A 21942-nucleotide genomic window follows, 5' to 3' on the forward strand; every position below is an offset into this window, starting at 1 on the left:
AAAATCCCCATATCTACCCATGTCTCCTTCTGCTCAAGGTATTCCCGGTTTGCCAGATTTGACACATCCCCATGAGTTAGTACAATTTGGCACTCAAGTATTTCAAGGTTCATTGTTATTGATATTTTTGATTGTAGCGTTGGGAGTTGCGATCGCACTCATCAGTTTTTCCCTCAGACGCAACACCACAGAACAAGCAGTTTTCTTTGGTGAATGGTCGATTCGCTATTCTCAATTATTGCGGGGACTACAGCATTTAGCCCTAATTTTAATTTTATTAATCACCGGATTTTTCCTATTTTCAACCCTCAGCAATCGTTACCACCACTGGGAACAGGCCAAAATAGCCCAAGTTGCAGAAAGTGTTGCTGGTGATAAATTAGAACAAAGTGCGCCCCAAATTCGCTACATTACTGAAGAGCCATACAGCTACACTACCCAAGTTGATGGCAAAATCGTCAAAGTCAACGACAAACAAAAAGTTACCCGTTATCTGACACTAGCCGGCTCGCAAATTCAGGTCACAATAGATCAAAGTGTCAACGTTCAAAATAGCAGCGTCATTTACAACACTGACTACACCGCAGATTATAAAGTTATTAACCCACTCAGTGATATTGATAACTTTTTCTTTGAAGCACCACCACCAGAAGGATACTCATTATTAAAAAGTTATAAAGTAGAGCGTGACGGGATGAGATTAAAACAAATTAATCCCGGTGATTATGGTTTTCCCTTTCGTTTAAAACCAGGAGAAGAAACAACATTGAAAGTTACTTATCAAGCTATAGGTGGTTCACGCTGGGTTTATAATGCCGCAAATCAAATACTTTCCCAATTCCGTCTCATAGCAATTGCCAATTTTAGAAATGCCGACTTTGCTAGTGGCATCGTTCCCAATAATATTAAAGTTGATGGCAACAGCACCCAATTCACTTGGACATTTGATGAAAATGTGTCTGTCAAAAATCCTTTTGGCGTATTTACCAGTACCCAACCTATTAAGAATACTGGCATTATCCCCAGATTATTGCTATTAGCCCCAGGATTATTTTTATGGTGGATATTACTTTTGTATTTGTCTCTACCAATGAATTTAAAAAATGTTGCCATAGCCGGGGCTATTTTCTTCGCTTGTTTGCTAACTTTAACCTACATGGCACGGGTAATAAATGCCGAATTAGCTTGGACAATGATTGCATCCATCTTCCTAATTTTAACCTACGGTTTAGGCTCAAATCGTCATACTTCCTTAGCTGCAATTATTTGTACTATTGCTGGGGCTATTTTACCTATTTTTGGTTTATTAATACCGTTTAGTGGTTTAACTTTAAGTCTAGCCGGCTTGCTATCAGTCGCGTGGTTAGCAGTGCTGCATTGGTATGGTTGGTATCGTTTAGCCGATTCTTAATGTAACATTCTGGATATCCTGATTCAGACAATTAGAAAACGATACAATATTAATAATCCACAAACCCGAAATGGTAATGGTTCAAACACCTATCAAACCCTTAACCCTCGACGAATTTATCAAATTGCCAGCAACAAAACCGGCAAGCGAATTTATTAATGGTGAAATCATTCAAAAACCCATGCCTCAAGGAAAAAATATATTCTTTGTCTAAATCAGGATATCCAGGATTTAAAGATTTACAGGATATTAACTGAGTCTGATTTTTTTAGATGTGATATTTTTTAGCTATTAGGTATTCCTTATTGTAAATCCTAAAACAAAATAAAGAAACAAGTCTTCTGACTACCAAAACCATAAGATGATTATAGTAACTGAGTATACAGAAATCCAAGTTGTAATCCCTTCTACCTGCCATTTTTGGGGAATGAGTACAGATGAATATACCATTAATTATCTTGCCTAAAACGCTGCAAAGTCTCACAGGTAAAGAGATTTATATTGAGTACAAAATATCTCAACCCTCACCTTAAAAATACAAGTACCCCTGTTATCAAAAGCTAGTACCCCTACCCCAAGAGAAAATGTAAAGTTCTGTTAAATAGGGGTTTAAACCTATTGAGTACAAGAGTAATAAATTCAATAGATCCAATCGGTATGTGCTGTTTTTTTTGCTTTCGAGTCACCTGATATAAGCATAAAAATACAACATGGCTCTCTTAACCAGACAGTACCGATGCAACAGTCTTTAGACAGTATCAGTAAAACCCAAACTACAAACTTGATAAAAAATCAACGTTCTGGCAGTTTTTTGGAGCCATTAATGAGCGATTTTCGCATCATTTTTGAACGTGATCCAGCAGCACGTAGTTGGTTAGAGGTAATATTTTGTTACCCTGGATTTCATGCTCTTTGTTTACATCGGCTTGCACACTGGTTACACCGCAGTAAAGTAGGTTTTATCCCTCGGTTAATTTCTCACTTAGGACGGTTTTTAACAGGTATTGAAATTCATCCAGGTGCAGAAATTGGTAAAGGTGTATTTATCGATCATGGTATGGGTGTTGTCATTGGTGAAACTGCCATTGTTGGAGATTATGCGCTGATTTATCAGGGTGTAACTCTTGGTGGAACTGGGAAAGAAAGCGGTAAACGTCATCCCACCTTGGGTAATAACGTTGTTGTGGGTGCGGGTGCGAAGGTTTTGGGAAATATCCAAATTAGCGATCGCGTGCGGATAGGTGCAGGTTCTATTGTCTTGCGTGATATTCCTCCAGATTCTACCGTTGTCGGGATTCCTGGACGCATTATTTCCCATAAACAAAGCAAGCGTCTCTCTCCCTTAGAACATGGAAAGTTACCTGATCTTGAAGCAGGTATAATTCGTTCCTTGCTTTCCCGAATCGAGAAACTTGAACAACAACTACAAACCCTGACAAATCATCAGCAGGATGAGGATAGTTGAATTATGTTTTCACGAGGAGAACAAGTTTTACAGATTCCTTTGAGCGATAGATGGCAAATTTATCACCGGTTGCAAGAATTGATGATTACTTGTTCCTGTCCCCCAGATGGTTCGTTGCGAGTGCAAGTTAATAGTTTACAAGAAGCAGTCCTTGTCCGCAGTGCAGTTATGCAATTTTTAGCTTCTCGTTGTGAACTAGTGGAATGGTTAGAAGGTTGTTGGTCTCAGAGTTAAATCATATTGTAGACGTAAGAATTCAGGAGTCAGGAGGAAGAAGAATATTTTTCTCTTCTGTTAAGAGTTCCCCGCTATATCAAACATTCTGTATGCTGAATCCTTACTTGTAGCCACATCGACAATCTCAAAATTCCTTTCTTTGCATGAGTAATCACAATTTACAATTTCTAGAGTGTCTAATCAATACAATATCAGAGCATAATTCATGATGCAAACGTGATTTATCCTCTGCAAAAGTTAAAGTTATTATTCACTCACAAATTAGCTTGCAGACTGAAGGTAATTAACCTAAGCTTAGGTTTCATTCATTTTGCCAAATCTGCTCAATCCACAACATCTCTCATATAGAGCAGATACATGAAGGGCTAAATTCTGCTGTATTTCATTTCTAAATGAGTGGAATTAGCATAACACTGGGGATGGCATTTACAAGATTATTGTCTAGCTTGATATTTTCAACGTTAAATTATGGTACAGCGTAACAGCGATAAGAAATTACTTCACTTTTTGCATAATGAATTGGCACTTTCAAATGCGGATATTGATGTTGCATTACGACACCGTGAGTTAGATAAAGGCCCTATACCAATGCTGCTTTGGCAGTATGGCTTCATAGATTTAGAGCAATTAGAAAAGATTTTTGATTGGTTAGCAGAACACGCGTAGTGAATTATTGCGGTACTAACTAATTAGAGAGTTAATTTTTTTTGCACTTAGATATGAAGCAGCTATTTGTGAGACATCAATCATCTAAAACACAGATCACTTTTCGTAAACAAATGAGGTTATTACTATGATTACTAGTTTAATTGCTGGATTGAGTATCTTATTACTTACTGGACTTACTAATAGTTACATTAGCTACTTACTATTTGATAAACATCAAATTTACAACAGTAAAAAGCCTTCGTAAATTATACCAATATTTTGTTTTCTGTCATACAGATGTTGCGTGAGTTATTGAGCAATAATTAAAGATCATAAACCGTGTTCAATAACTGGTGTTATGAAATCAGACAGCAAGAAAGGAGGTTTAATTGCTTTTATATGTATTGGGAACTTTTTATTTAATGTTTATTTAGAAATTTTTAATCTTTCTTTTATATCTATTATTACTAGGGATTGTAGTGTTAAAGAGTATTAGTAAAAACTCCGCTAGAGGAATATTTGAGATGAATCAAATCATTATTAATGATACTACCTTACGTGATGGTGAACAGGCGGCAGGTGTTGCTTTTAACCTAGAAGAAAAAGTAGCGATCGCTCAATTTTTGGATGCCATTGGTGTTCCTGAAATAGAAGTCGGTATTCCGGCAATGGGAGAAGAGGAAATTCGGGCAATTACGGAAATTGCGAATTTAAATTTAGATGCCAAATTACTAGGTTGGAACCGCGCTGTTATCTCAGATATTAAGGCTTCTATCGCTTGCGGACTTCAACGAGTACATATTGCTATTCCCGTGTCTGGTATTCAAATTGCTGCTAAATTTCATGGTCAATGGAGAGTAAGTTTACAAAGACTCAAAGACTGTATTAGCTTCGCTGTTGATAATGGTCTTTGGGTTGCAGTAGGAGGAGAAGATTCTTCTAGAGCAGATGAAAACTTCCTCGAAGATGTAGCATTGTATGCTCAAGAATGGGGTGCGTCAAGATTTCGTTTTTGCGATACAGTTGGAGTTCTCGATCCCTTTGGAACTCACCTAAAAGTTAAGCGGTTAGTATCTACTTTATCAATTCCCGTAGAAATCCACACTCATAATGATTTTGGTCTAGCAACTGCTAACGCTATTGCTGGTATTAAAGCCGGAGCAGTTTCTGTCAATACCACCGTTAATGGTTTAGGTGAAAGAGCCGGAAATGCAGCTTTAGAAGAAGTTGTGATGGCACTTAAATGTATTTATGGTGTTGACTTGGGTATTAATACTCGACACTTATTAGAACTATCTCAATTAGTTGCTGCTGCTTCTGGTGCTAATGTCCAACCTTGGAAAGCAATTGTTGGTAAAAATACCTTTGCTCATGAATCTGGTATTCATGCTCATGGTGTATTACAAAATCCAGAAACTTATGAACCCTTTGCTCCTGAAGAAGTAGGTTGGGAACGCACTTTAGTAATAGGTAAACATTCTGGACGGCATTTAGTATCTAACTTATTAGAACAGTATGGTATTTTTTTGAATGCCGAAGAAACCCAATCTATATTAGATGCAGTGCGCCAACAATCAACACTAAAAAAACGCAGTCTCACCACAGAAGAATTGTTAAATTTAGTACGTGAACAGAGGTATTCTCATGCAGCGCGATGAATTAGAACTGGACTTACCTCCCGCTTTTGAGATTGGTCAAAAGGTACGAATTCGTAAATTGATTAAAAATGATGGCACGTTTCCCGGTCAAGACATTGGTGCAGTTTTGGCCCAAAAGGGAGACGTTGGTTATGTAGCAAGTATAGGTACATATTTACAAAATACCTATATTTATGCGGTGCATTTCTTAGAAACAGGGTTCGTCATCGGTTGTAAGAAAAAAGAACTAGAAATTGTTGAGGAAAATAATGAAAGTAATGCTAAGAATGAATGATGCTGGTACTTTGGTGGCTTATGTTGCCAAAAAAGACCTGGAAGAAGAAGTTGTTAAACAAACAGATAGTGATGCAGGTAAGGTTCTTACTTTAGCTAATGGTTGGGAATTAGAATTTAGTGAGTTACCAGCTACGGAAAAATTACCCATCACTGTAGAAGCTAAACGCCTCGCTTAAAATTTTGATGGTAGGGAGATGGGAAGATAGTGAAAATCTATCTTTCAAATCATGTCAAAATAATTTGTAATTCGTAATTATTGAGAGTTTGTATTCTCTTTAATTACGAATTATACATGATTTGGCCTATCTAACTCAGGTTAAACAGAAGTTAATTTTGGAATTTTGAGTTACTGATATGGGTGAAAAGTACCAGACTTTATCGGAATTGAATCTTGAGGGACAGTTTTTAGGTTTTGTCGGTGATAAATCAGGACAATATAAACATTTAAGGTTAGCGATTCCTTCAGGGAAGGTGAAAGTTAAACTACCTAAAGACTTGCGCTGTTCTCCAATATCTACTTTAGTTCCTGGTGAACAAATTCGCATTGGTGCTATAGGTAAATTAAACTCACGGACAAGTAAAATTAAACTCAAAGCTTATCAAGTTGAAGCGGTTGGGTTGTGTCTGATTGAAAATCGACTACCACAAACCAAAGCTAAGATTATGGTTTGTCAAAAATCTGGTTGTATGAAGCGGGGTGGAAAAAGTTTATTATCAGAGTTAGAGAAAACTCTGTGCGATCGCGGTTTGTCAGATCAAGTTACTATTGAACACACCGACTGTCAAAAACGCTGTAGTAGCGCTCCCAATTGTGTTTTGATGTTGGGTAAAAAGCAATACAAAAAAGTTCATCCAGAAGCAATTGCTTCTTTGTTAGAGAATCATTTAAAAGGATGTTTTAAAAGTGAGTAAATAATGTAACTAAACTCACAATTTTAAGCTGAAATTTGAATAATCAGCTTAAAATTCTTTTCCGGATATGTCTAAATCACTATTGGATAAATCTTATATTAGAGGATATTTTGAAAGGGTCTCCTGCTATTAAATATAGCACATTAAAGCATCTCAGTACATTAATAAAGCCTTGATTTTCCGTTTTATTTAAACTCAGTAATAACGGTAAAATCTACCTTTCGGTAGTTTACGAATATCCTTTAATCAAATAAATAATTTGTATAAGAATGTGAGGATCATAACTTTGAATAAATGCCAATTTGCCAATGTGATTTCCGCTAATTGGCTGCTGTTGATTGGAATAAATCTTTTAGGTGGCATTTTCCTATCTACATCTGTTGCCATAAAAGCTGCATCTGCGATTGATAAAGAAGTTACTGATGCCGCAAGCAAGGAATTAGCGACTGAGCAAAAAGCAGAATCCACTGAAAAGATTAGCCAAAAATCGCAACATCCATCTTTTAAACTGAAGCAACGTTTGATTCAGTTCAAACAACAACAGATTCTCAACCAACAAATAGATGCCTCAAGGAGTGTGGGGGATACCTTTGGTGAAGCCAAAAAACTTTCTCCTACTCAAAATCAAACTATCACCCAACAGATAGATGCCTCTGGTGATGCAGGTGATAGATTTGGAAGTGTTAATAAATTACGCCAGGATTTATTAGTTGAACCTCTGTTTCAAACAACTCCTCCACAAACTCCTCCACAAACTCCTCCACCCAAACGAACCTACCAACCTGGACTCAGTTTTGGCGCTCCGAGTGCTTTCGGAGCGGCTTGGGGTGACTTATTTATAGGAGCATCGGGCGCAACAGCAGGTAAAAGTAGAGATGGAAATCCAGACGCGAGTATGAGCGCAGGTTTTGGCATAGGAGATGCCTACAACCTAATTGGTTTGGAATTGACCTTCAACAACGGTAGTATCAAAAACTTCGGTTATAACGGCACATTTGACCTCAAAGCTCACCGCGTTGTCTATGTTAAAGGCAACAATCAAGTTGCTGTAGCTGCTGGCTGGAATGCCTTTGCCCAGTATGGTAATGAAGGAATTAGACCTTCTGGTGCTTATGGTGTAGTTACAACATACTCTCTTTTACAGCCCGACAATTCTGTTAATCCAATGGCTATTTCCTTTTCTTTAGGAGCCGGTGGTGGCGACTTCCGACAAGGGAATGATAGTACTGGTGTATTTGCTGGAGTGGGTCTGCAAGTTCATCCTCAGATTGGTATGGGTTTCGGTTGGAGTGGCGTAGGTTTAAATGCTGGGGTTTCCTTCGTTCCTGTGCCTACCATTCCCTTGATAATTACGGCTCAAGGTGCTGATCTCACAGATAACAGTTTCGGCGGTAGGATATTTGTTCTGACTGTGGGCTATGGTTTCAATTTCCTACCTAGATAGGTTTGATAGCATCAAAAATCAAACAATGCATGAAGGTTTTCAATGATTATGAAAACTTTCTAACTTCTCCTGCTGACTCCTAAAAGGCGGTTGCTCTTGGGAAACCTCAAGACCGTACTGCCTTCTCTTGATTCCTACTCTATGGCTTGCGTCAAGCCACTCCTCACGACAAAGTTTTTCAGCCAACTCTAAATCAGCACTTCAATATCGACTATCTAGAGAATCACCATGTTAAAAATTAGAACCTTTTTTCTCGCTCTGGCTTGTGCGCCTTTAATTTCACTTTCTTTACACTTAACGAATCAAGTCCAAGCGGGTTCACCGAGTAAAGGTCAGGCGGGATCTGGCAGTGGCGGTGCAACCCCACCCACAAATTATCATCCATCACCAAGTAAAGGTCAGGCAGGATCTGGCAGTGGTGGTGGAAACACAAATCACCCTGGTCAATCACCGAGTAAAGGTCAGGCAGGATCTGGCAGTGGTGGTGGAAACACAAATCCCCCTAGTCAATCACCGAGTAAAGGTCAGGCGGGATCTGGCAGTGGAGCAAATTCATCTAATATCATTGTTACAAAAGAATTGGATGGGTCTATCAAGATTACGCTTTTACCTGATGCTGTAAAGAGGCTAAATGATATTGCTGCTAGACTGCGTGCTAGTGGAAGGGATAGTAGATTTACACGGGTTAAAGCTATTTTACTTCAGAGATATTTCGTTTTAAATGGGATTCATCCACCATTAGCAAAAGCATTCACAAGTGTATTACCAAATATTTTCTTGACCTCGTCCGATGCTTCTACTACACCCAATCTTCCTTCAGTTCAGTTACCACAAGGAAAGTTAATAGCCAGCATTAAAGCTTTGAAAGCTGGTTTAACAATTGCTGAGGCTAATGAAGCACCAACTGTGAATGTTGATAAATTGAACGAAGCTATTAATATCCACAACAAGATTGTTCTAGAAAGCGATCCAGCAACTTTTCAGCAACTTGTACGAAATTCAGATTTTGTGGAAATTGGTAAAGCTCTCACAGAATTAAGGGCTGCAATCCAGTAAGTAGTATTGAGATTAAGTTCGTAGGGTGCGTTAGGGGCATTTGCAAAAAATCTTGATTCATGAATAATTGGATCAAGCGCCGTAACCCACCATTAGCCATTGGTAATTATATATATCTTCTTATGGTGGGTTACGCTTTCGTGCAGCTATGCCCGCAGGGCTATACCAACCTAACCATTAATCTTGTATTCCAAAAACCGATTTTCCCCGCATCTAAATGTATTTTGAAACTGGGTGAAAAACAATATAAGCGCAATAACAAATCATTTTATAAATGGCATTGATGAAATTGAATATATTGAGAAAAACTATTTTGAGTTTGCTGGGAATGCTTTAAATATAGAAACGATACTAGAAGAAGAATAAACTTATAGTGTCTTTTAATCTCAGCCTGTAACCCTTGAATTATCTATATTTTCAAGGTGGTGAATGCCATAAATAAGTTTAATTTCTTCCAGTGCTAAATTTAAATCTTCTCGTGAACGAAAATCTTCTAAACGCTGCCTAATAATACCATTATTAATTAGCAATAAAGTTGGCAGTGACTTAAGCCTATAAGTGTTACATAGTTTAAAGTTTTGATCGGCATTAACCTCAACTATTTTTATGCTATCACTGTATTTGGTTTGAAATTGCAGCAACATAGGATGAATAATTCTAGAAAGTCCAGACCAAGGGGCTGTAAAGTTTACCAAAACAGGGATAGGAGACTCTAAAACATTTTCGGCAAATGTTTTCTCGTTGACAGATAATATATGGTTTACATTAGTTACAGGAAATAAATGTGCAATACCAAATAACTTTCCTACATGAGATGTTGTCAGAAAAGCTTGTCTTTGATCATAAGTCATTATCTCTTTTGACCCTGCCAATATTTCATTACTATTCATATAGCTTTGCTTTTCCCCATTCGCTTTCTTGTCGCTGACAGAATTGTTCTGCTGCGGTTCGTGAAAATCTGAAGGCATATAAATCTTCTCCACTAGGAGTGCTACGAGAAAAACCAAGATACTCCATTTGCACCTTATCTCTATAGTATGACACAGCATCATCAACAGCTTCTAGTATAACTAGCGGTTCTTCTGCCTTTGCTTGACAAAACTCTAAAGCAACCTTGATTGCATACCAAACTAACCATTTACCAATAGGTTCAATTAACCTTGCACTAGCATCTCCTCGACTGGTTGGGTGTGCTTCTAAATTGTTTATTTCCATAAATATCGGAGGAGCGAGTTCAGGATAAAAATATGGATAAAGACTATATTTTACCAATCCCCAAACTTGACCATTATAAACTAGCTTAACTATATTTTGACAGTAAAAAGCGGTTTCATTCCAGATATTTAACCAATTACAAGTCCAATTTGTAGGCAGATCATCAATAATTGCAGAGGAAATAAATACAATTTCCTCAGAACTTGATTCAATTAAAACTTTTACCTGATAACAACCAATGCTAGTCAATTAATTTTACACCCTTTTAACAGGAAATTTACAACATCAAAAATTATACATTAAATATGCAAACAATGATAGATACTAAACTGGATTAGAGTGTTATAGTGTTCCTTAATTTGCAGTAGTTGAGCAACAGCAGTATTTCGGTTTATCTTAATAGTTGTACAATTTAAAATTAAACATGACAGAAGGGAAAAATGTACTCGGCACAAAACTAGAACTGTGCTGCACATCTCCTATAACTGGTTATTACCGTGAGTGATGGATTTTGTAATACTGGTGGACAGTATTTTGGAATGCACGTTGTTTGCGCTCAAGTTACAGTATAATTTTTAGAATTTACCAAATTTCAAGGAAATGATTTAAGTACACCAGTTCCTCAATTTAACTTTCCTGGTTTAAAGCCTGGAGATGGTTGGTGTTTATGTGCTGCAAGATGGTAAGAAGCTCTAGAAAATGGTGTTGCACCTCCAGTTGTTTTAGAAGCTACCCATGCTAGAGCTTTGGAAGTTTGTAATTTAGTCGATTTGCAAAAACACCGTGTAATTCGTAATTAGCTTGTTTATATCACATATAAAAAGCCTCTCAATGAGAGGCTTGATTACTAACTATAGCGGTTCTCAGTCGGATGACATACAATCGAGGGTGGGGTTTCCTCACCCCTACAGGGTTTGCAATTTAATGACTGTATTTCATCTAATTGCATACCGCTATATCTAGAGAAGTTTTAAGCGAATAAATTAGGAGTCATTACTGCTAAAACTCCAGCTATTACGGATGCGACTAGGGAGACTAAAGCGGCGTTAAATAACCACCAAGCAGCATCTGCAACGGCTTTTTTGCTGTCAATTGCTTGCTGTTTCGCTTGTTCTCTAATTGCTCGCAGTCTTTTTTGGGTTTCTTGCTGGATGCGTTCGGCTTGGTGTAATACTCTATCCCGCGAAGATTCCACTCGATTAATAATTTGATTTGCTTGCTCCTCGGAGATATCGGAACGGGAACTGAGGAGAGCAACTAAGGTATCTCGGTCGAATTGACTTAAGCGATCGCGCAAGGCTTCAAATCCGGCTTGAGGATCGTCGAATATTTTCGCAAAATCCTGCTGGATACTTTCATAATTGAGTTCTGGACGCTCCATAGAGTTGAGATAGTCACGAACTCTGTCAAAAATTCTATCAACGAGCGATCGCACTCTTTGCTGAATTTGCTGAAATTGTTCAACAATCGAGTCACGCACCGATTCGATTTGGTCTACAATGCGGTTAGCTTCTGCCTCTGAGATATCTTCACGTTGAGAAAGCAAAGCGACTAAAGTAGAACGGTCGAAGTGAGAAATGCGATCGCTTAAAGTTCCCATACCTGCGCGGGGTGAAGACAGCAGTAATTGCAAGTCACGTTTGATCCCTTCAGGATTCAGTTCTTCCTTGTCGGTGTTCCGTAGGTAGTTTTCCAGATTTGCTTCAAAATCTACCACCTGTTTAGTCGTGCGTTGCACTAAACGCTGGGGAGTTTTGACAATATTAGCGATCGCATCTTGTACAGAATCAATGATTTGGTTAACTTGTTCCTCATTCAAATTCTCGCGCTGACCGAGCAATTTAACTAAAGTTTCGCGGTCAAATTGCGACAAGCGATCGCGTAAAGCTAAAGTCCCCTGTTTAGGGTCCTTAAACAACTGTTGCAAATCTTGCTGAATGCCCTCAGGATTCAGTTCTTCCAAATTAGTATTTCGCAGATATTCAGCTATAGCTGTTGTTGTTTGTTCATACTGCTCTTTCGTTTTATCTGCAACTTTTTGCGGCATTTGCAGAACATTATCTCGTACCCTTTCCAAACTATCTAAAGTTTGATTAACCTGTTCTTCACTTAAATCTTGACGCTGACTCAATAATTGTACTAAAGTGTCTCTGTCAAATTGCGATAAGCGAGAACGCAAAATATTTATTCCTGTTTCTGGGTCTTCTAACAAAACTTGAAAATCCCGCTTGATAGCATCAGGATTGAGTTCATCCTTATTCGTATTTCGCAAATAATCTTCTACCCTTTGGCGCAATTCCTCAGCTTTATTTTTGGCTTGTTCTTGCAATTCTCTGCCACGGTTAATAACATTATCACGAGTACTTTCTAGTTGACCAACAATATTGTTAGCTTCCTCTTCATTAATATCTTCACGTTGCTGAAGTAATTGCAAAAACGTATCACGGTCAAATTCACCCAAACGTTTCTGCAAACTTTCAAAACCAGCTTCTGGATTTGCCAACAGAGTACTAAAATCTTGCTCAATACCTTCAGGACTCAGTTCCTCTCTCTTAGTACTCCGCAGATAATTTTCTATCCTACTACGTAAATCTTGAGTTTGCTCCTGTTCTTCCCTTTGCTGAACAATTGGTAAAACTTCTTGACGAATACCTTCCAATTGTTCGGCAATTTCTGTCATTCTATCTTCGCTGATACCACCCCGTTGTCTCAGCAAATTAACAAAGTAATCTTGGTTGATTTCTTCCAACTCACTGCGAACAGTTCTAGGGTTGGCATTTTCATCATAAATCACCTCTCTAAATTCATCTTGAACCGTAATCCGGTTGAAATGCCAAGGAAAAGAATTAAGGATATAATCCTCTACATCTGTCTTGATATTATTCTGAGATTGTGTTGGTAAACCTTCAGCAAATTGAGTACCAATTTTACGCGCTTGTTCGCTGGTTTGCTTAGTAACCTTTTTCAGTTGCTCAATAATTTTATCGACATCAACATCTTGAACCCTACTACCGATTTTTTTTAATTCACTAGTAATTTCCTGAACATTAATATCAGCAAGGTTAACTCTCTCTAAAACTGCTGTTCCCGCAGCACCCAAACCATATTGAACAGCTTTTTTTATCACACCATTGGTTTGCTTGCCATTTCCACCACCAACACTGATCAACTCTTGAAGTCGTTCACCTAATTTTTCAGATTTTAGTTCTTCTGGGCTGGCAGACTTGAGTAAATCAAGGACTTTTTCCGTTGAATCTTGGCGATTTATAACTTGCTTCCAAGCTTCCTCAAGTTGGTCAGTAATTTGATTTACCTGTTCTTGAGAAAAATCAGTCCGACTACTGATCAAATCAACAAAAGTCTGACGATTAATATTTTTCAGAAATTCCCTATCACCAACATCTCGCAAATCTAAATCTTTTAACAATTGGTCAAATTGATTTCTGATTTCTTTAACATCTAGATTTGGTAACTGTAAAGAATTTAAAGAACCTTGTAGAGTATTTCTAATACTGTCAGCATCAAAACCTGACGTTAACTCTCGACGAACTGCGGCTGTAATTTCTTCAGCCGTAGCCACCATCTGTTTTTGAGCAACATTAGCACCAAGAGCATTAGTTGCAGTACCCATCAAACCTTGAATGCCCGAAGTTACGGTGTTAAAAAAAGAACCAATTAAAGAGCCTAGAGCATTGGAACCCAGCCACATAATTACGGTAAAGAAGCTAGACCAAATAACTACACCAATAACTGCTCCTAAAAACACACTTTCAATTAAGCTCAGTTTAACCGCCAAAAAACAAGCGAGGAACAATGCAGTACTGGAACTAGCAATTGCCCAAGTCCCAACTTTAGCTTCAAATTTACGAACTGCAACTCCCACCGTTTCTGCATCATCAGCATCAGAATATACACCAGTTCCTATAGCTGAAATTCCCGCAGCTACAGAGAGATTTGTGAATAATAATTGAAAAGCAAATGCCATGAGTACACCACATAGCAAAGCCAGCAGAAAATTAGAACTAGAAAATGTAAATGGGGCTGGTTCTGGCATAAAAACATCACCATTCACTGTAATTGGAACTAGTCCTAAGTGTAAGTAGCACCAATTGAAAGTAGTTAATAAGCTTGAAAAGAACATGATTTCCTCTTTAAAATATAAATAAAAGCTGCGTAAATCTTGATTAAGAAACACGCATCAAAGGTATCCTTCGTAGGAGTAATAGCTGTCGTCTATTTTGATCATAGAATTAATCAAATTAGGGCTTGCGACTGTATGATATTAGCTTCTGCTTTTCTGTAATATCTTCTGCCATTCGACATATAAGCTTCTATGCTGTAAGAGATATTAATTAATTAGGGCTTGCTGATGGCGTAGCGTGTGCCATAACCTAACAAATACCTGTAAATGTTGGGTTTCACTATCGCTTGATAATCAAGACAGTCGCTACAAAAATTTTTAACCGAGCAGCATTATATCTTTAGAAATCTTCTCAGTTGGCATCACTGCCAATCACCTTGAATAGAAAAAGCTGCCCAATAATAAGGTGCAGAAAAGTTCTTATTGCGCCACATTTCTAATTGCGCCGTCCTCAATGCTGCCATTGGATTTAACCCCTCCTTAAGCATCTTTTGATAAAACTTAGTCATCAACTCTGCCGTACCCACATCACTCACACTCCACAAACTCACCACTACCCGTTTCGCTCCTGCGTACATAAACCCCCTCGTTAAACCTACTAAACCTTCACCTTTCACTTCTTCACCCAGTCCCGTTTCGCAAGCACTTAAAACCACCAACTCCGCAGGTAAATTAAGGTTAAAAATATCTTGAAGACGTAGAAAACCATTTTGTGATTTGCCATCTTGATCAAATAAAGACAATACCACACCAGATAACTCTGGATGGGTAGAATTGATTAAACCGTGAGTTGCTAAATGAATAATTTGGTAATTTCCTAGTTCAGAATTAGTTGCTATATCACGAGAAGCTTGGAAATCGAATGCTTGCAAACGTTTATTTTCTGGGACAAGAGCAAGAATTTTCTCAGCTTCCTGGCGTGTGTATTCCAATCTATTTAGAGTAGAACCAACATCAAAAGCAGAGCGAGTGAGACTGCTGGCAATAGTGGTAGTTTTAGAAAAAGTTGGCACACCTGAAAAACGAGTATCTGTTAATTCAAATACCGGGTCTGCTATTACTGCCAGAGTTTTAGTTGCTGGACGACGGCCTCGGAGTTGACGACGCAAAATAGCTACTGTCGAAGCTGACGGTAAAGAAACAATTTCATTTTGTAGCAACAGAGGTATGTAAGCCGATTTTGCCGAAGGTATTGGCAGGGCGGCAAAGGGAATATATTGCAATGCCCCGTCACCGACTATTAGTAAGCGTTTGTTGCCCAATTGATTCCCTACTGGTTGCAACAACATTTTGCTTAATTTCTGTCCTGCTTCTAAATTCCCTTCTTTTCCTGTTTTGAGAAAAGAGTAAAATTCGTCAGATGCAGCTTTTATCACCGCAAGTTTTGGCAATTCATAGCTAGTCATCCCCTTTTTACTAACTACCCATAAATAGCTCCTATCCTGCCCCAATGAGTATTCTAAAAGTACAGTATTATCATCTAGTACCTGTTCTTGAATCTTTTTTAGAGTCAAGGGTTCGGGATATTTAAGTTCAGCATAGCGGGGACTAGTAAGGCGGATTTTTGCTGCCAGTTGGTCAATTTGGGTCAGTAAGGATTCAATATTTGCTTGAATTTCCTTTAATTGTTTCTGGCTATACTGACTATTAAGAAGTTGATATTTGTTATTTTCTAAGGTGCTAAGTTGCTGCTGTAAATTACTTTCTTCAGCTAAAAGTTGAGAATCTACACCAGTTCTAATATCTGCATTAGCTTCTGTCAGTAGTTCCAACAAACTGCGAGCGCGTCCACGTTCACTGACATGGAGGGCTTGAGCATCATAGCCTTGATGAGGATTTTTTTGATGTAGCTGCATCAACAAGTCAATATATAGTTTATAGTAATCTTGAACTGTTGCAAAGTAAGAAGCACGGAGTTCTTGGGAACCAATTTTAGTTCGCAGTTTCTCTACAATTTTGATAGCAGTTTCTATTGAGGTTAGAGCCTGTTGATAATTACCTAAATCACGTTGCAGTTCAGCAACATTGTAAAGACTTAAAGATTCGCCAGCTTGATCTTGTACTTGTCTTTTGAGTACAAGAGATTGGTTATAGTAATCTAGAGCTTTTTGTTTTTCTCCTGTACTAGAGTAGATAGAAGCAACATTATGAATAAAAATTGCTTCTGAACCTTTTTCTCCCATTTGTTGGGCAAGAAAAACAGATTGCTGGTAATATTCTAAAGCTTTCTGCGTTTCTCCTAGACTGCTATAAATTCCCCCAATATTATTGAGAACCAAAGCTTCTCTACTTTTGTTACTCACTTGTCGAGATAGAGGAAGAGATTGATTATAGTAATTTAAAGCTTTTTGTTTCTCTCCTAAGTCACTATAAACCCCTCCGATATTATTGAGAGTGAGGGATTCCCTGGATTTATCCCCCAATTTTTTAAATAAAATTAGAGATTGATTATAGTAATCCAGTGCCTTGTTTTCTTCTCCTAATTTGTCGTAAATTCCACCAATATTATTGATAATTAAAGCTTCTTTATCTTGATTACCAATCTGTCGAGCCAGTAGCAGAGATTGATTAAAATAATCTAAGGATTTTTGCTTTTCTCCCAAATCATCATAAATTCCTCCAATGTTGTTAATCGCCAATACTTCTAGATTTTTATCGCCAACTTGTTGGGATAGATTAAGAGATTGCTGATAGTAAGAAAGTGCTTTTTTTTTCTCTCCTAATTTAGAGTAAGTTCCACCAATATTATTGATAGTATTTGCTTGTTTTTCCTTATCCCCTAACTGTTGAAATATGGAAAGAGATTGGGCATAGTATTCTAGAGCTTTTTTATTTTCTCCCAAATCATTATAGACTTTACCAATATTGTTGCGAATAACTGCCTCTCCTGATTTATCACCTATTTGTCGATATAGAAAAAGAGATTGGTTATAGTATTCTAGTGCTTTTTGCTTTTCTCCTAGATCTGAATACACACCACCAAGTTTAGATAAAACTATTGTTATTTTGGTATTGTCAGCTAATTTTTGAAAAAGCAATAAAGATTTTTGTAAGTATTCTACGGCTTTAGTTTTTTGTTTAATATCGCTATAAACAATAGCAATGTTATTAAAAGTAATTGCTTCGGTACTTGTATTGCCGATCTTTTGGGAAATATCAAGAGACTGATTATAGTATTTTAAAGCTGTTTCATTTTCACCTATTTGACTGTAAACAAAGGCAATATTATTGAGAGTATTGGCTTCTCCAATTTGGTCTTTGATTTTCCTTCTCAATAGCAGAGATTGATTATAATATTCTAGAGCCTTTTGTGTTTCATTAAGATTGGAGTGGATTAAACCAATATTATTAAGTGTAAAAGCCTCTCTATATTGATTACCTATTTGTTGCCAAAAGGTTAAGGATTTATTGTAATATTCTATGGCTTTTTGTTTGTCGCCTATCTCATTATAGATAGCGGCCATGTTATTGAAAGTTAATGCTTCATTTGATTTTTCACCTACTTGTTGAGAAAGGGCAAGAGATTGATGATAATATTCCAAGGCTTTTTTTTCTTGTCCTATATCATCATAAATTTTGCCTATATTGTTGAGAGTTAATGCTTCTCCTCTTTTCTCTCCTAATTTTTGCCTCAGAGGGAGAGCTTGGTTATAGTATTCTAGAGCTTTTTGCTTTTCACCCATATCATCATAGGCTTTACCAAGATTATGTAGGGTGAGTGCTTCAAGGGATTTATTCTCTATTTGTCGGGAGATAGGAAGAGCTAAGTTATAAAGTTTTATTGCTTTTTGAGATTGGGAAATTTGATCATAAATAAAACCGATATAAATAAGAGTGACGGCTTGGGCAGAGCTATTACTGGCTTTCTCATATAATATAAGTGCCTCTTCAAATTTTGTAATTGCCTGTTTTAGAGATGCTGATGTTTTTTGTTGAAATAGTTGAATACCTTCCTGATAAGCTTGATCAGCTTTATCTGTATTAGCTGGCTTTTGGGCTATAACCTCTATTTGTCTATGTATGGTAGCTACAGACTTTGATAATGAAAAAATATTAATAATTATCGGTAGTGAGACGAGTGTGAGTAATGCCAACATTAATTTTTTTAGCATTATTAATTCCAATATCATTGAACAGAAGAAGCTGCTAAATAATCAGAAGCAGATTCTTTAGTTTGTAATATTTATAACTGTATTGTCAACATACAGCAGAATTCAGGAGTCAGGAGTCAGGAGTCAGGAGTAAAACTGGCTTTGTGTATAGGTTTGAATTTAGATGTTGTACCTCCTAACTACACAAACTGCTGTAACTGCGAACGAGTGCTGAGTAAAATTAGATAATTAGGGCTTGGTGATAGTGTAGAATACGGCTACTACGTCGTTAATTGAACTGTATTGAGTCCTATAGATTAGACAAAACAGAGTGGAAGAAAGGGTATACAAAAAATTTAGACCCCCCTTACTTAAGTAAGGAGGGTTCTAGACAAGACCTGATATTTCTCAGATTTGCTACTAAGAATGAATTTCTAAAGGATCTGCGATGTAATTAAATGTTGGTTCAGAATTCCAAGGGCCACGCTGGTCTTGCTCAGTTCCATTTGTCGATAAGTTGTAGTACAGAGAGACGGTTTCATCTGGTTGAATATTACCAAAGAAGGGATCTGTCAATTTACCCAGAGAATCTAGAGCTTTCATAAACATTTGAGTATGAGAAATTTCTCGCGTCAGCAAATGTACTAAAGTTTGTTTAGTTCCCTCGTCTGTTGCTAATTTAATCAACTCTTCGTAAGTTTGACGTGCGCCAGCTTCTGCGGCAATATTAGCACGTAAATCACGGACTACATCACCACCCTCATTCAAGTAATTTGCAGTCCAAGCGTTTCCTTGACTATCCAGAAAATGGGGACCAACTCCTCGGATAGCAAAAAGAGTACTTTTGTAAGCTTCTGTTTGGTCAGAATTTTTTGTATGAGCTTCGATGAGTTTACCAACCATCTCTAAGTGACCAAATTCTTCAATTGCTATGTCTTGAAGCATATCCCGAATACCAGCATTTTCTACATGAAAAGATTGTACCCAATATTGCAAAGCTGCTGATAGTTCTCCGGTTGCACCACCAAATTGCTCTAGCATTAATTGAGCAAAACGAGGATTACATTCATCAACTTTGACTACATGAATGGGTTCTTTTTTGTGAAAAAACATACCTTTTATTTTCCTATGAAATTCAACTTAACTTGCTACACTATCTACCGTTAAGCTCTACTGCTTCTTTGAAATAATTCCCATAAATAAATTGCAATCATTGCTCCAACAATTGCCACTAAAAAGCCAGGAAGACTAAATGTAGCGGATGTAAGTTGTAATGTTCCTGTGCTTAAAAGTGTAAATATAGTACCACCAATAAACGCACCAACAATACCTAAAATTATTGTCGAAATAATGCCACCACCTTGATGACCAGGATAAATAGCTTTAGCGAGCGCACCAGCTAATATTCCTAAAATTATCCAAGCAATAATATTCATAATTTTTTCCTCAAAGCTCAAGAATCCACATCTAACCTGTATTAAATTTATCAATCATTAATTATATTTTTTTCTACCAGATGAAATAAATGTGTTAAGTCAAAAGGTAGAGATATTTACAGCAGATTGAGAATGTAGTGTACTCAATTACAAACTAATATATATGGATATCAATATAAGCATTCAGTCTTCTTGCTTATAGCCGATGACTGAATACTTACCAAGTGTCAACGTTCCTCAAATTGCGCGGGAGAATTTTGTGGCTCTAGTTTTTGTATGGGTATCAAAAACAACAGCTATATTTCTCACCAGCAATCTACCAATGTCTGTAATTTGAATTTCATCGGCTAACAAATTGACTAATTCATCAGCTTCTAGGGGTTTTAACTCCTCTAGTTCTTGGGAGAAATATCCATCAAAATTGATGTGATATTTCTGTTCAATGTCTGACTTATGTAGCTGAAAGTGAGACATGATGGACATAATTACATCGCGTCTGATGATATCATCCTGGGTTAGTTTGATACCTTTACTGGTGGGGATAACACCTGCTATGACGGACTGATAATAATCTTTTAATCCCTTGTGGTTCTGAGCATAAGCATCTTCTAACATACTAATAGATGTAGAACCGAAGCCAAAAAGCTCTGTTTCTGCGTGGGTGGTGTAGCCCTGGAAGTTACGTTTTAGAGTACCATTGTGTTGAGCGATCGCTAATTCATTGTTAGTTTTGGCAAAATGATCCATACCAATAAACAAATACTCGTTATTCGTTAACTCCTCAATGGTCATTTTCAGAATATCTAACTTTTCCTGTGCTGGGGGTAGGGATTCTTGTTGTATCCGTTTTTGCACAGTTTTTATCCATGGTACGTAAGCAAAATTAAATACCACGATTCTATCAGGATCTAGAGCGATTGTCTTTTGTACAGTTTCTCGAAAAGTATGTAGCGTTTGGTAGGGTAGACCATAAATCAAGTCTACATTGACACTAGCAAAATTAGCATCTTTAATCCAATCCATTACATTGTATAACAATGCTTCTGGCTGGATTCTGTTGACTGCTGCTTGCACTTTGGGGTTAAAGTCTTGGATACCAAAACTAATGCGATTAAATCCAATATCTCTGAGAAACTTGATATAGTCTCTATTGACATAACGGGGGTTAATTTCAATTGAAACTTCTGCTTGAGAATCAATATTGAAATAACGGTTAATCTTATTCCACAAAAATTCAACTTGATGCAGTTCTAAATAATTAGGTGTACCACCACCCCAATGAATCTGAAGTACTTTTCTGCTTGTGTCAATTAATTCTGTTGTATTCTTGATTTCTTGTGCCAAATGCTGTAGATAGGGTTTGGCAATATTCTTGTTATTAGAAATTACCGTATTACAGCCACAAAAATAACAAGCACTTTGACAAAAGGGAATATGGAAATACAAAGATAGGGGAGTTTGGCGTTGATTAGAAGCGGTTATAGCAGCGTGGAAATCTTCTGCTGTGAATGTATCACTTAATTCTGTAGCAGGTGGGTAGCTTGTATATCTGGGAGCGCGAGTGTCATACTTTTGAATTAGATCCAGATCAAATTTGACACCAGGTAATAGAAAGACCATCAAAACCTCCGATTATCTGTGAGTTTAGTGCCTAGTGGTCATAGCAGTTTGGTGGGAATACTTATGGTGAGTTTTCCCAATTTGTGTTGTCAAATTGACAATTATTTTGATTACTAATTGCCAATATACTTGTATGCTTCAGTTTAAAAACTGAAACGGACTAGCTAGGACTTACGTCAAGAAACCCGGTTTTGATCAAAAATACTATAAATCAGTTATAGTAAATAGAATTGACGACTACACAAACTAGTTTAGTTGTAAATTCTACTATTTTAAATAAACCGTAAAAAACGCAAAATAACAATAGTTTGAGCGATATTTTGCGTAATTTA

At 37.3% G+C, this 21942-nt stretch carries 17 protein-coding genes and 2 pseudogenes; 12 read left to right on the top strand and 7 right to left on the bottom strand.

What is annotated here, in order from left to right; translation table 11 throughout:
- Positions 1–19: 19 nt before the first annotated feature.
- From ACOWPH_RS23220 to ACOWPH_RS23270, 11 genes and pseudogenes are all read left to right on the top strand, one after another.
- Positions 20–1411, top strand: coding sequence for a UbiA family prenyltransferase (locus ACOWPH_RS23220; RefSeq protein WP_015212475.1), 1392 nt, complete (start codon positions 20–22; stop codon positions 1409–1411).
- Between the two features lie 76 nt (positions 1412–1487).
- Positions 1488–1610 (top strand): annotated as a pseudogene (locus ACOWPH_RS23225) (Uma2 family endonuclease); the annotation flags it as partial.
- Between the two features lie 537 nt (positions 1611–2147).
- Positions 2148–2876, top strand: a complete 729-nt coding sequence (cysE, locus tag ACOWPH_RS23230; protein WP_015212477.1) for a serine O-acetyltransferase — start codon at positions 2148–2150, stop codon at positions 2874–2876.
- 3 nt (positions 2877–2879) lie between these two features.
- Complete coding sequence (locus ACOWPH_RS23235) at positions 2880–3110, top strand: Asr1405/Asl0597 family protein (protein ID WP_015212478.1); 231 nt, start codon at positions 2880–2882, stop codon at positions 3108–3110.
- 471 nt (positions 3111–3581) lie between these two features.
- Complete coding sequence (locus tag ACOWPH_RS23240; RefSeq protein ID WP_015212479.1) at positions 3582–3779, top strand: DUF2949 domain-containing protein; 198 nt, start codon at positions 3582–3584, stop codon at positions 3777–3779.
- Between the two features lie 506 nt (positions 3780–4285).
- Complete coding sequence (nifV, locus tag ACOWPH_RS23245; RefSeq protein WP_015212481.1) at positions 4286–5419, top strand: homocitrate synthase; 1134 nt, start codon at positions 4286–4288, stop codon at positions 5417–5419.
- Positions 5406–5693 carry a nitrogen fixation protein NifZ gene (locus tag ACOWPH_RS23250; protein WP_015212482.1) on the top strand — a complete coding sequence of 96 codons (288 nt, stop codon included), beginning with the start codon at positions 5406–5408 and terminating at the stop codon, positions 5691–5693. The genes nifV and ACOWPH_RS23250 overlap by 14 nt, the downstream gene beginning before the upstream one ends.
- Complete coding sequence (nifT, locus tag ACOWPH_RS23255) at positions 5668–5871, top strand: putative nitrogen fixation protein NifT (protein WP_015212483.1); 204 nt, start codon at positions 5668–5670, stop codon at positions 5869–5871. Before ACOWPH_RS23250 ends, nifT begins: the two co-directional genes overlap by 26 nt.
- Before the next feature lie 178 nt (positions 5872–6049).
- Positions 6050–6607 (top strand): (2Fe-2S) ferredoxin domain-containing protein, encoded by a 558-nt coding sequence (locus ACOWPH_RS23260; RefSeq protein ID WP_015212484.1) that lies wholly within the window; start codon positions 6050–6052, stop codon positions 6605–6607.
- Positions 6608–6893: 286 nt separating this feature from the next.
- Positions 6894–8051 (top strand): hypothetical protein, encoded by a 1158-nt coding sequence (locus ACOWPH_RS23265; RefSeq protein WP_015212485.1) that lies wholly within the window; start codon positions 6894–6896, stop codon positions 8049–8051.
- Between the two features lie 228 nt (positions 8052–8279).
- Complete coding sequence (locus tag ACOWPH_RS23270) at positions 8280–9107, top strand: hypothetical protein (RefSeq protein ID WP_015212486.1); 828 nt, start codon at positions 8280–8282, stop codon at positions 9105–9107.
- 386 nt (positions 9108–9493) lie between these two features.
- Here ACOWPH_RS23270 and ACOWPH_RS23275 read toward each other — a convergent pair whose 3' ends face one another.
- Positions 9494–9958, bottom strand: coding sequence for a thioredoxin family protein (locus tag ACOWPH_RS23275; RefSeq protein ID WP_150111060.1), 465 nt, complete (start codon positions 9956–9958; stop codon positions 9494–9496).
- Positions 9959–9989: 31 nt separating this feature from the next.
- Positions 9990–10571, bottom strand: coding sequence for a hypothetical protein (locus tag ACOWPH_RS23280; protein ID WP_015212488.1), 582 nt, complete (start codon positions 10569–10571; stop codon positions 9990–9992).
- 175 nt (positions 10572–10746) lie between these two features.
- Here ACOWPH_RS23280 and ACOWPH_RS23285 point away from each other — a divergent pair.
- Positions 10747–11122 (top strand): annotated as a pseudogene (locus tag ACOWPH_RS23285) (DUF2237 family protein).
- 170 nt (positions 11123–11292) lie between these two features.
- Here the strand turns inward: ACOWPH_RS23285 and ACOWPH_RS23290 are convergent.
- From ACOWPH_RS23290 to hemN, 5 genes are all read right to left on the bottom strand, one after another.
- Positions 11293–14463, bottom strand: coding sequence for a hypothetical protein (locus tag ACOWPH_RS23290; RefSeq protein WP_015212489.1), 3171 nt, complete (start codon positions 14461–14463; stop codon positions 11293–11295).
- A 362-nt stretch (positions 14464–14825) separates the two neighbouring features.
- Positions 14826–18575, bottom strand: a complete 3750-nt coding sequence (locus ACOWPH_RS23295) for a tetratricopeptide repeat protein (protein WP_015212490.1) — start codon at positions 18573–18575, stop codon at positions 14826–14828.
- A gap of 399 nt (positions 18576–18974) precedes the next feature.
- Complete coding sequence (locus ACOWPH_RS23300; protein WP_015212491.1) at positions 18975–19667, bottom strand: manganese catalase family protein; 693 nt, start codon at positions 19665–19667, stop codon at positions 18975–18977.
- Positions 19668–19717: 50 nt separating this feature from the next.
- Complete coding sequence (locus ACOWPH_RS23305; protein ID WP_015212492.1) at positions 19718–19990, bottom strand: GlsB/YeaQ/YmgE family stress response membrane protein; 273 nt, start codon at positions 19988–19990, stop codon at positions 19718–19720.
- 237 nt (positions 19991–20227) lie between these two features.
- A complete protein-coding gene (gene hemN / locus ACOWPH_RS23310; protein WP_015212493.1) occupies positions 20228–21610 on the bottom strand; it encodes an oxygen-independent coproporphyrinogen III oxidase in 1383 nt (460 codons plus the stop codon).
- Positions 21611–21942 lie beyond the last annotated feature (332 nt).

It is taken from the genome of Anabaena sp. PCC 7938 (assembly GCF_049315035.1).
GTDB lineage: Bacteria > Cyanobacteriota > Cyanobacteriia > Cyanobacteriales > Nostocaceae > Anabaena > Anabaena cylindrica.

Excerpts from the sequence above, each read along its gene's own strand:
- ACOWPH_RS23220 (WP_015212475.1), top strand. The coding sequence starts at position 20 with ATGTCTCCTTCTGCTCAAGGTATTCCCGGTTTGCCAGATTTGACACAT.
- cysE (WP_015212477.1), top strand. The coding sequence starts at position 2,148 with ATGCAACAGTCTTTAGACAGTATCAGTAAAACCCAAACTACAAACTTG.
- ACOWPH_RS23235 (WP_015212478.1), top strand. The coding sequence starts at position 2,880 with ATGTTTTCACGAGGAGAACAAGTTTTACAGATTCCTTTGAGCGATAGA.
- ACOWPH_RS23240 (WP_015212479.1), top strand. The coding sequence starts at position 3,582 with ATGGTACAGCGTAACAGCGATAAGAAATTACTTCACTTTTTGCATAAT.
- nifV (WP_015212481.1), top strand. The coding sequence starts at position 4,286 with ATGAATCAAATCATTATTAATGATACTACCTTACGTGATGGTGAACAG.
- ACOWPH_RS23250 (WP_015212482.1), top strand. The coding sequence starts at position 5,406 with ATGCAGCGCGATGAATTAGAACTGGACTTACCTCCCGCTTTTGAGATT.
- nifT (WP_015212483.1), top strand. The coding sequence starts at position 5,668 with ATGAAAGTAATGCTAAGAATGAATGATGCTGGTACTTTGGTGGCTTAT.
- ACOWPH_RS23260 (WP_015212484.1), top strand. The coding sequence starts at position 6,050 with ATGGGTGAAAAGTACCAGACTTTATCGGAATTGAATCTTGAGGGACAG.
- ACOWPH_RS23270 (WP_015212486.1), top strand. The coding sequence starts at position 8,280 with ATGTTAAAAATTAGAACCTTTTTTCTCGCTCTGGCTTGTGCGCCTTTA.
- ACOWPH_RS23275 (WP_150111060.1), bottom strand. The coding sequence starts at position 9,958 with ATGACTTATGATCAAAGACAAGCTTTTCTGACAACATCTCATGTAGGA.
- ACOWPH_RS23290 (WP_015212489.1), bottom strand. The coding sequence starts at position 14,463 with ATGTTCTTTTCAAGCTTATTAACTACTTTCAATTGGTGCTACTTACAC.
- ACOWPH_RS23295 (WP_015212490.1), bottom strand. The coding sequence starts at position 18,575 with ATGCTAAAAAAATTAATGTTGGCATTACTCACACTCGTCTCACTACCG.
- ACOWPH_RS23300 (WP_015212491.1), bottom strand. The coding sequence starts at position 19,667 with ATGTTTTTTCACAAAAAAGAACCCATTCATGTAGTCAAAGTTGATGAA.
- ACOWPH_RS23305 (WP_015212492.1), bottom strand. The coding sequence starts at position 19,990 with ATGAATATTATTGCTTGGATAATTTTAGGAATATTAGCTGGTGCGCTC.
- hemN (WP_015212493.1), bottom strand. The coding sequence starts at position 21,610 with ATGGTCTTTCTATTACCTGGTGTCAAATTTGATCTGGATCTAATTCAA.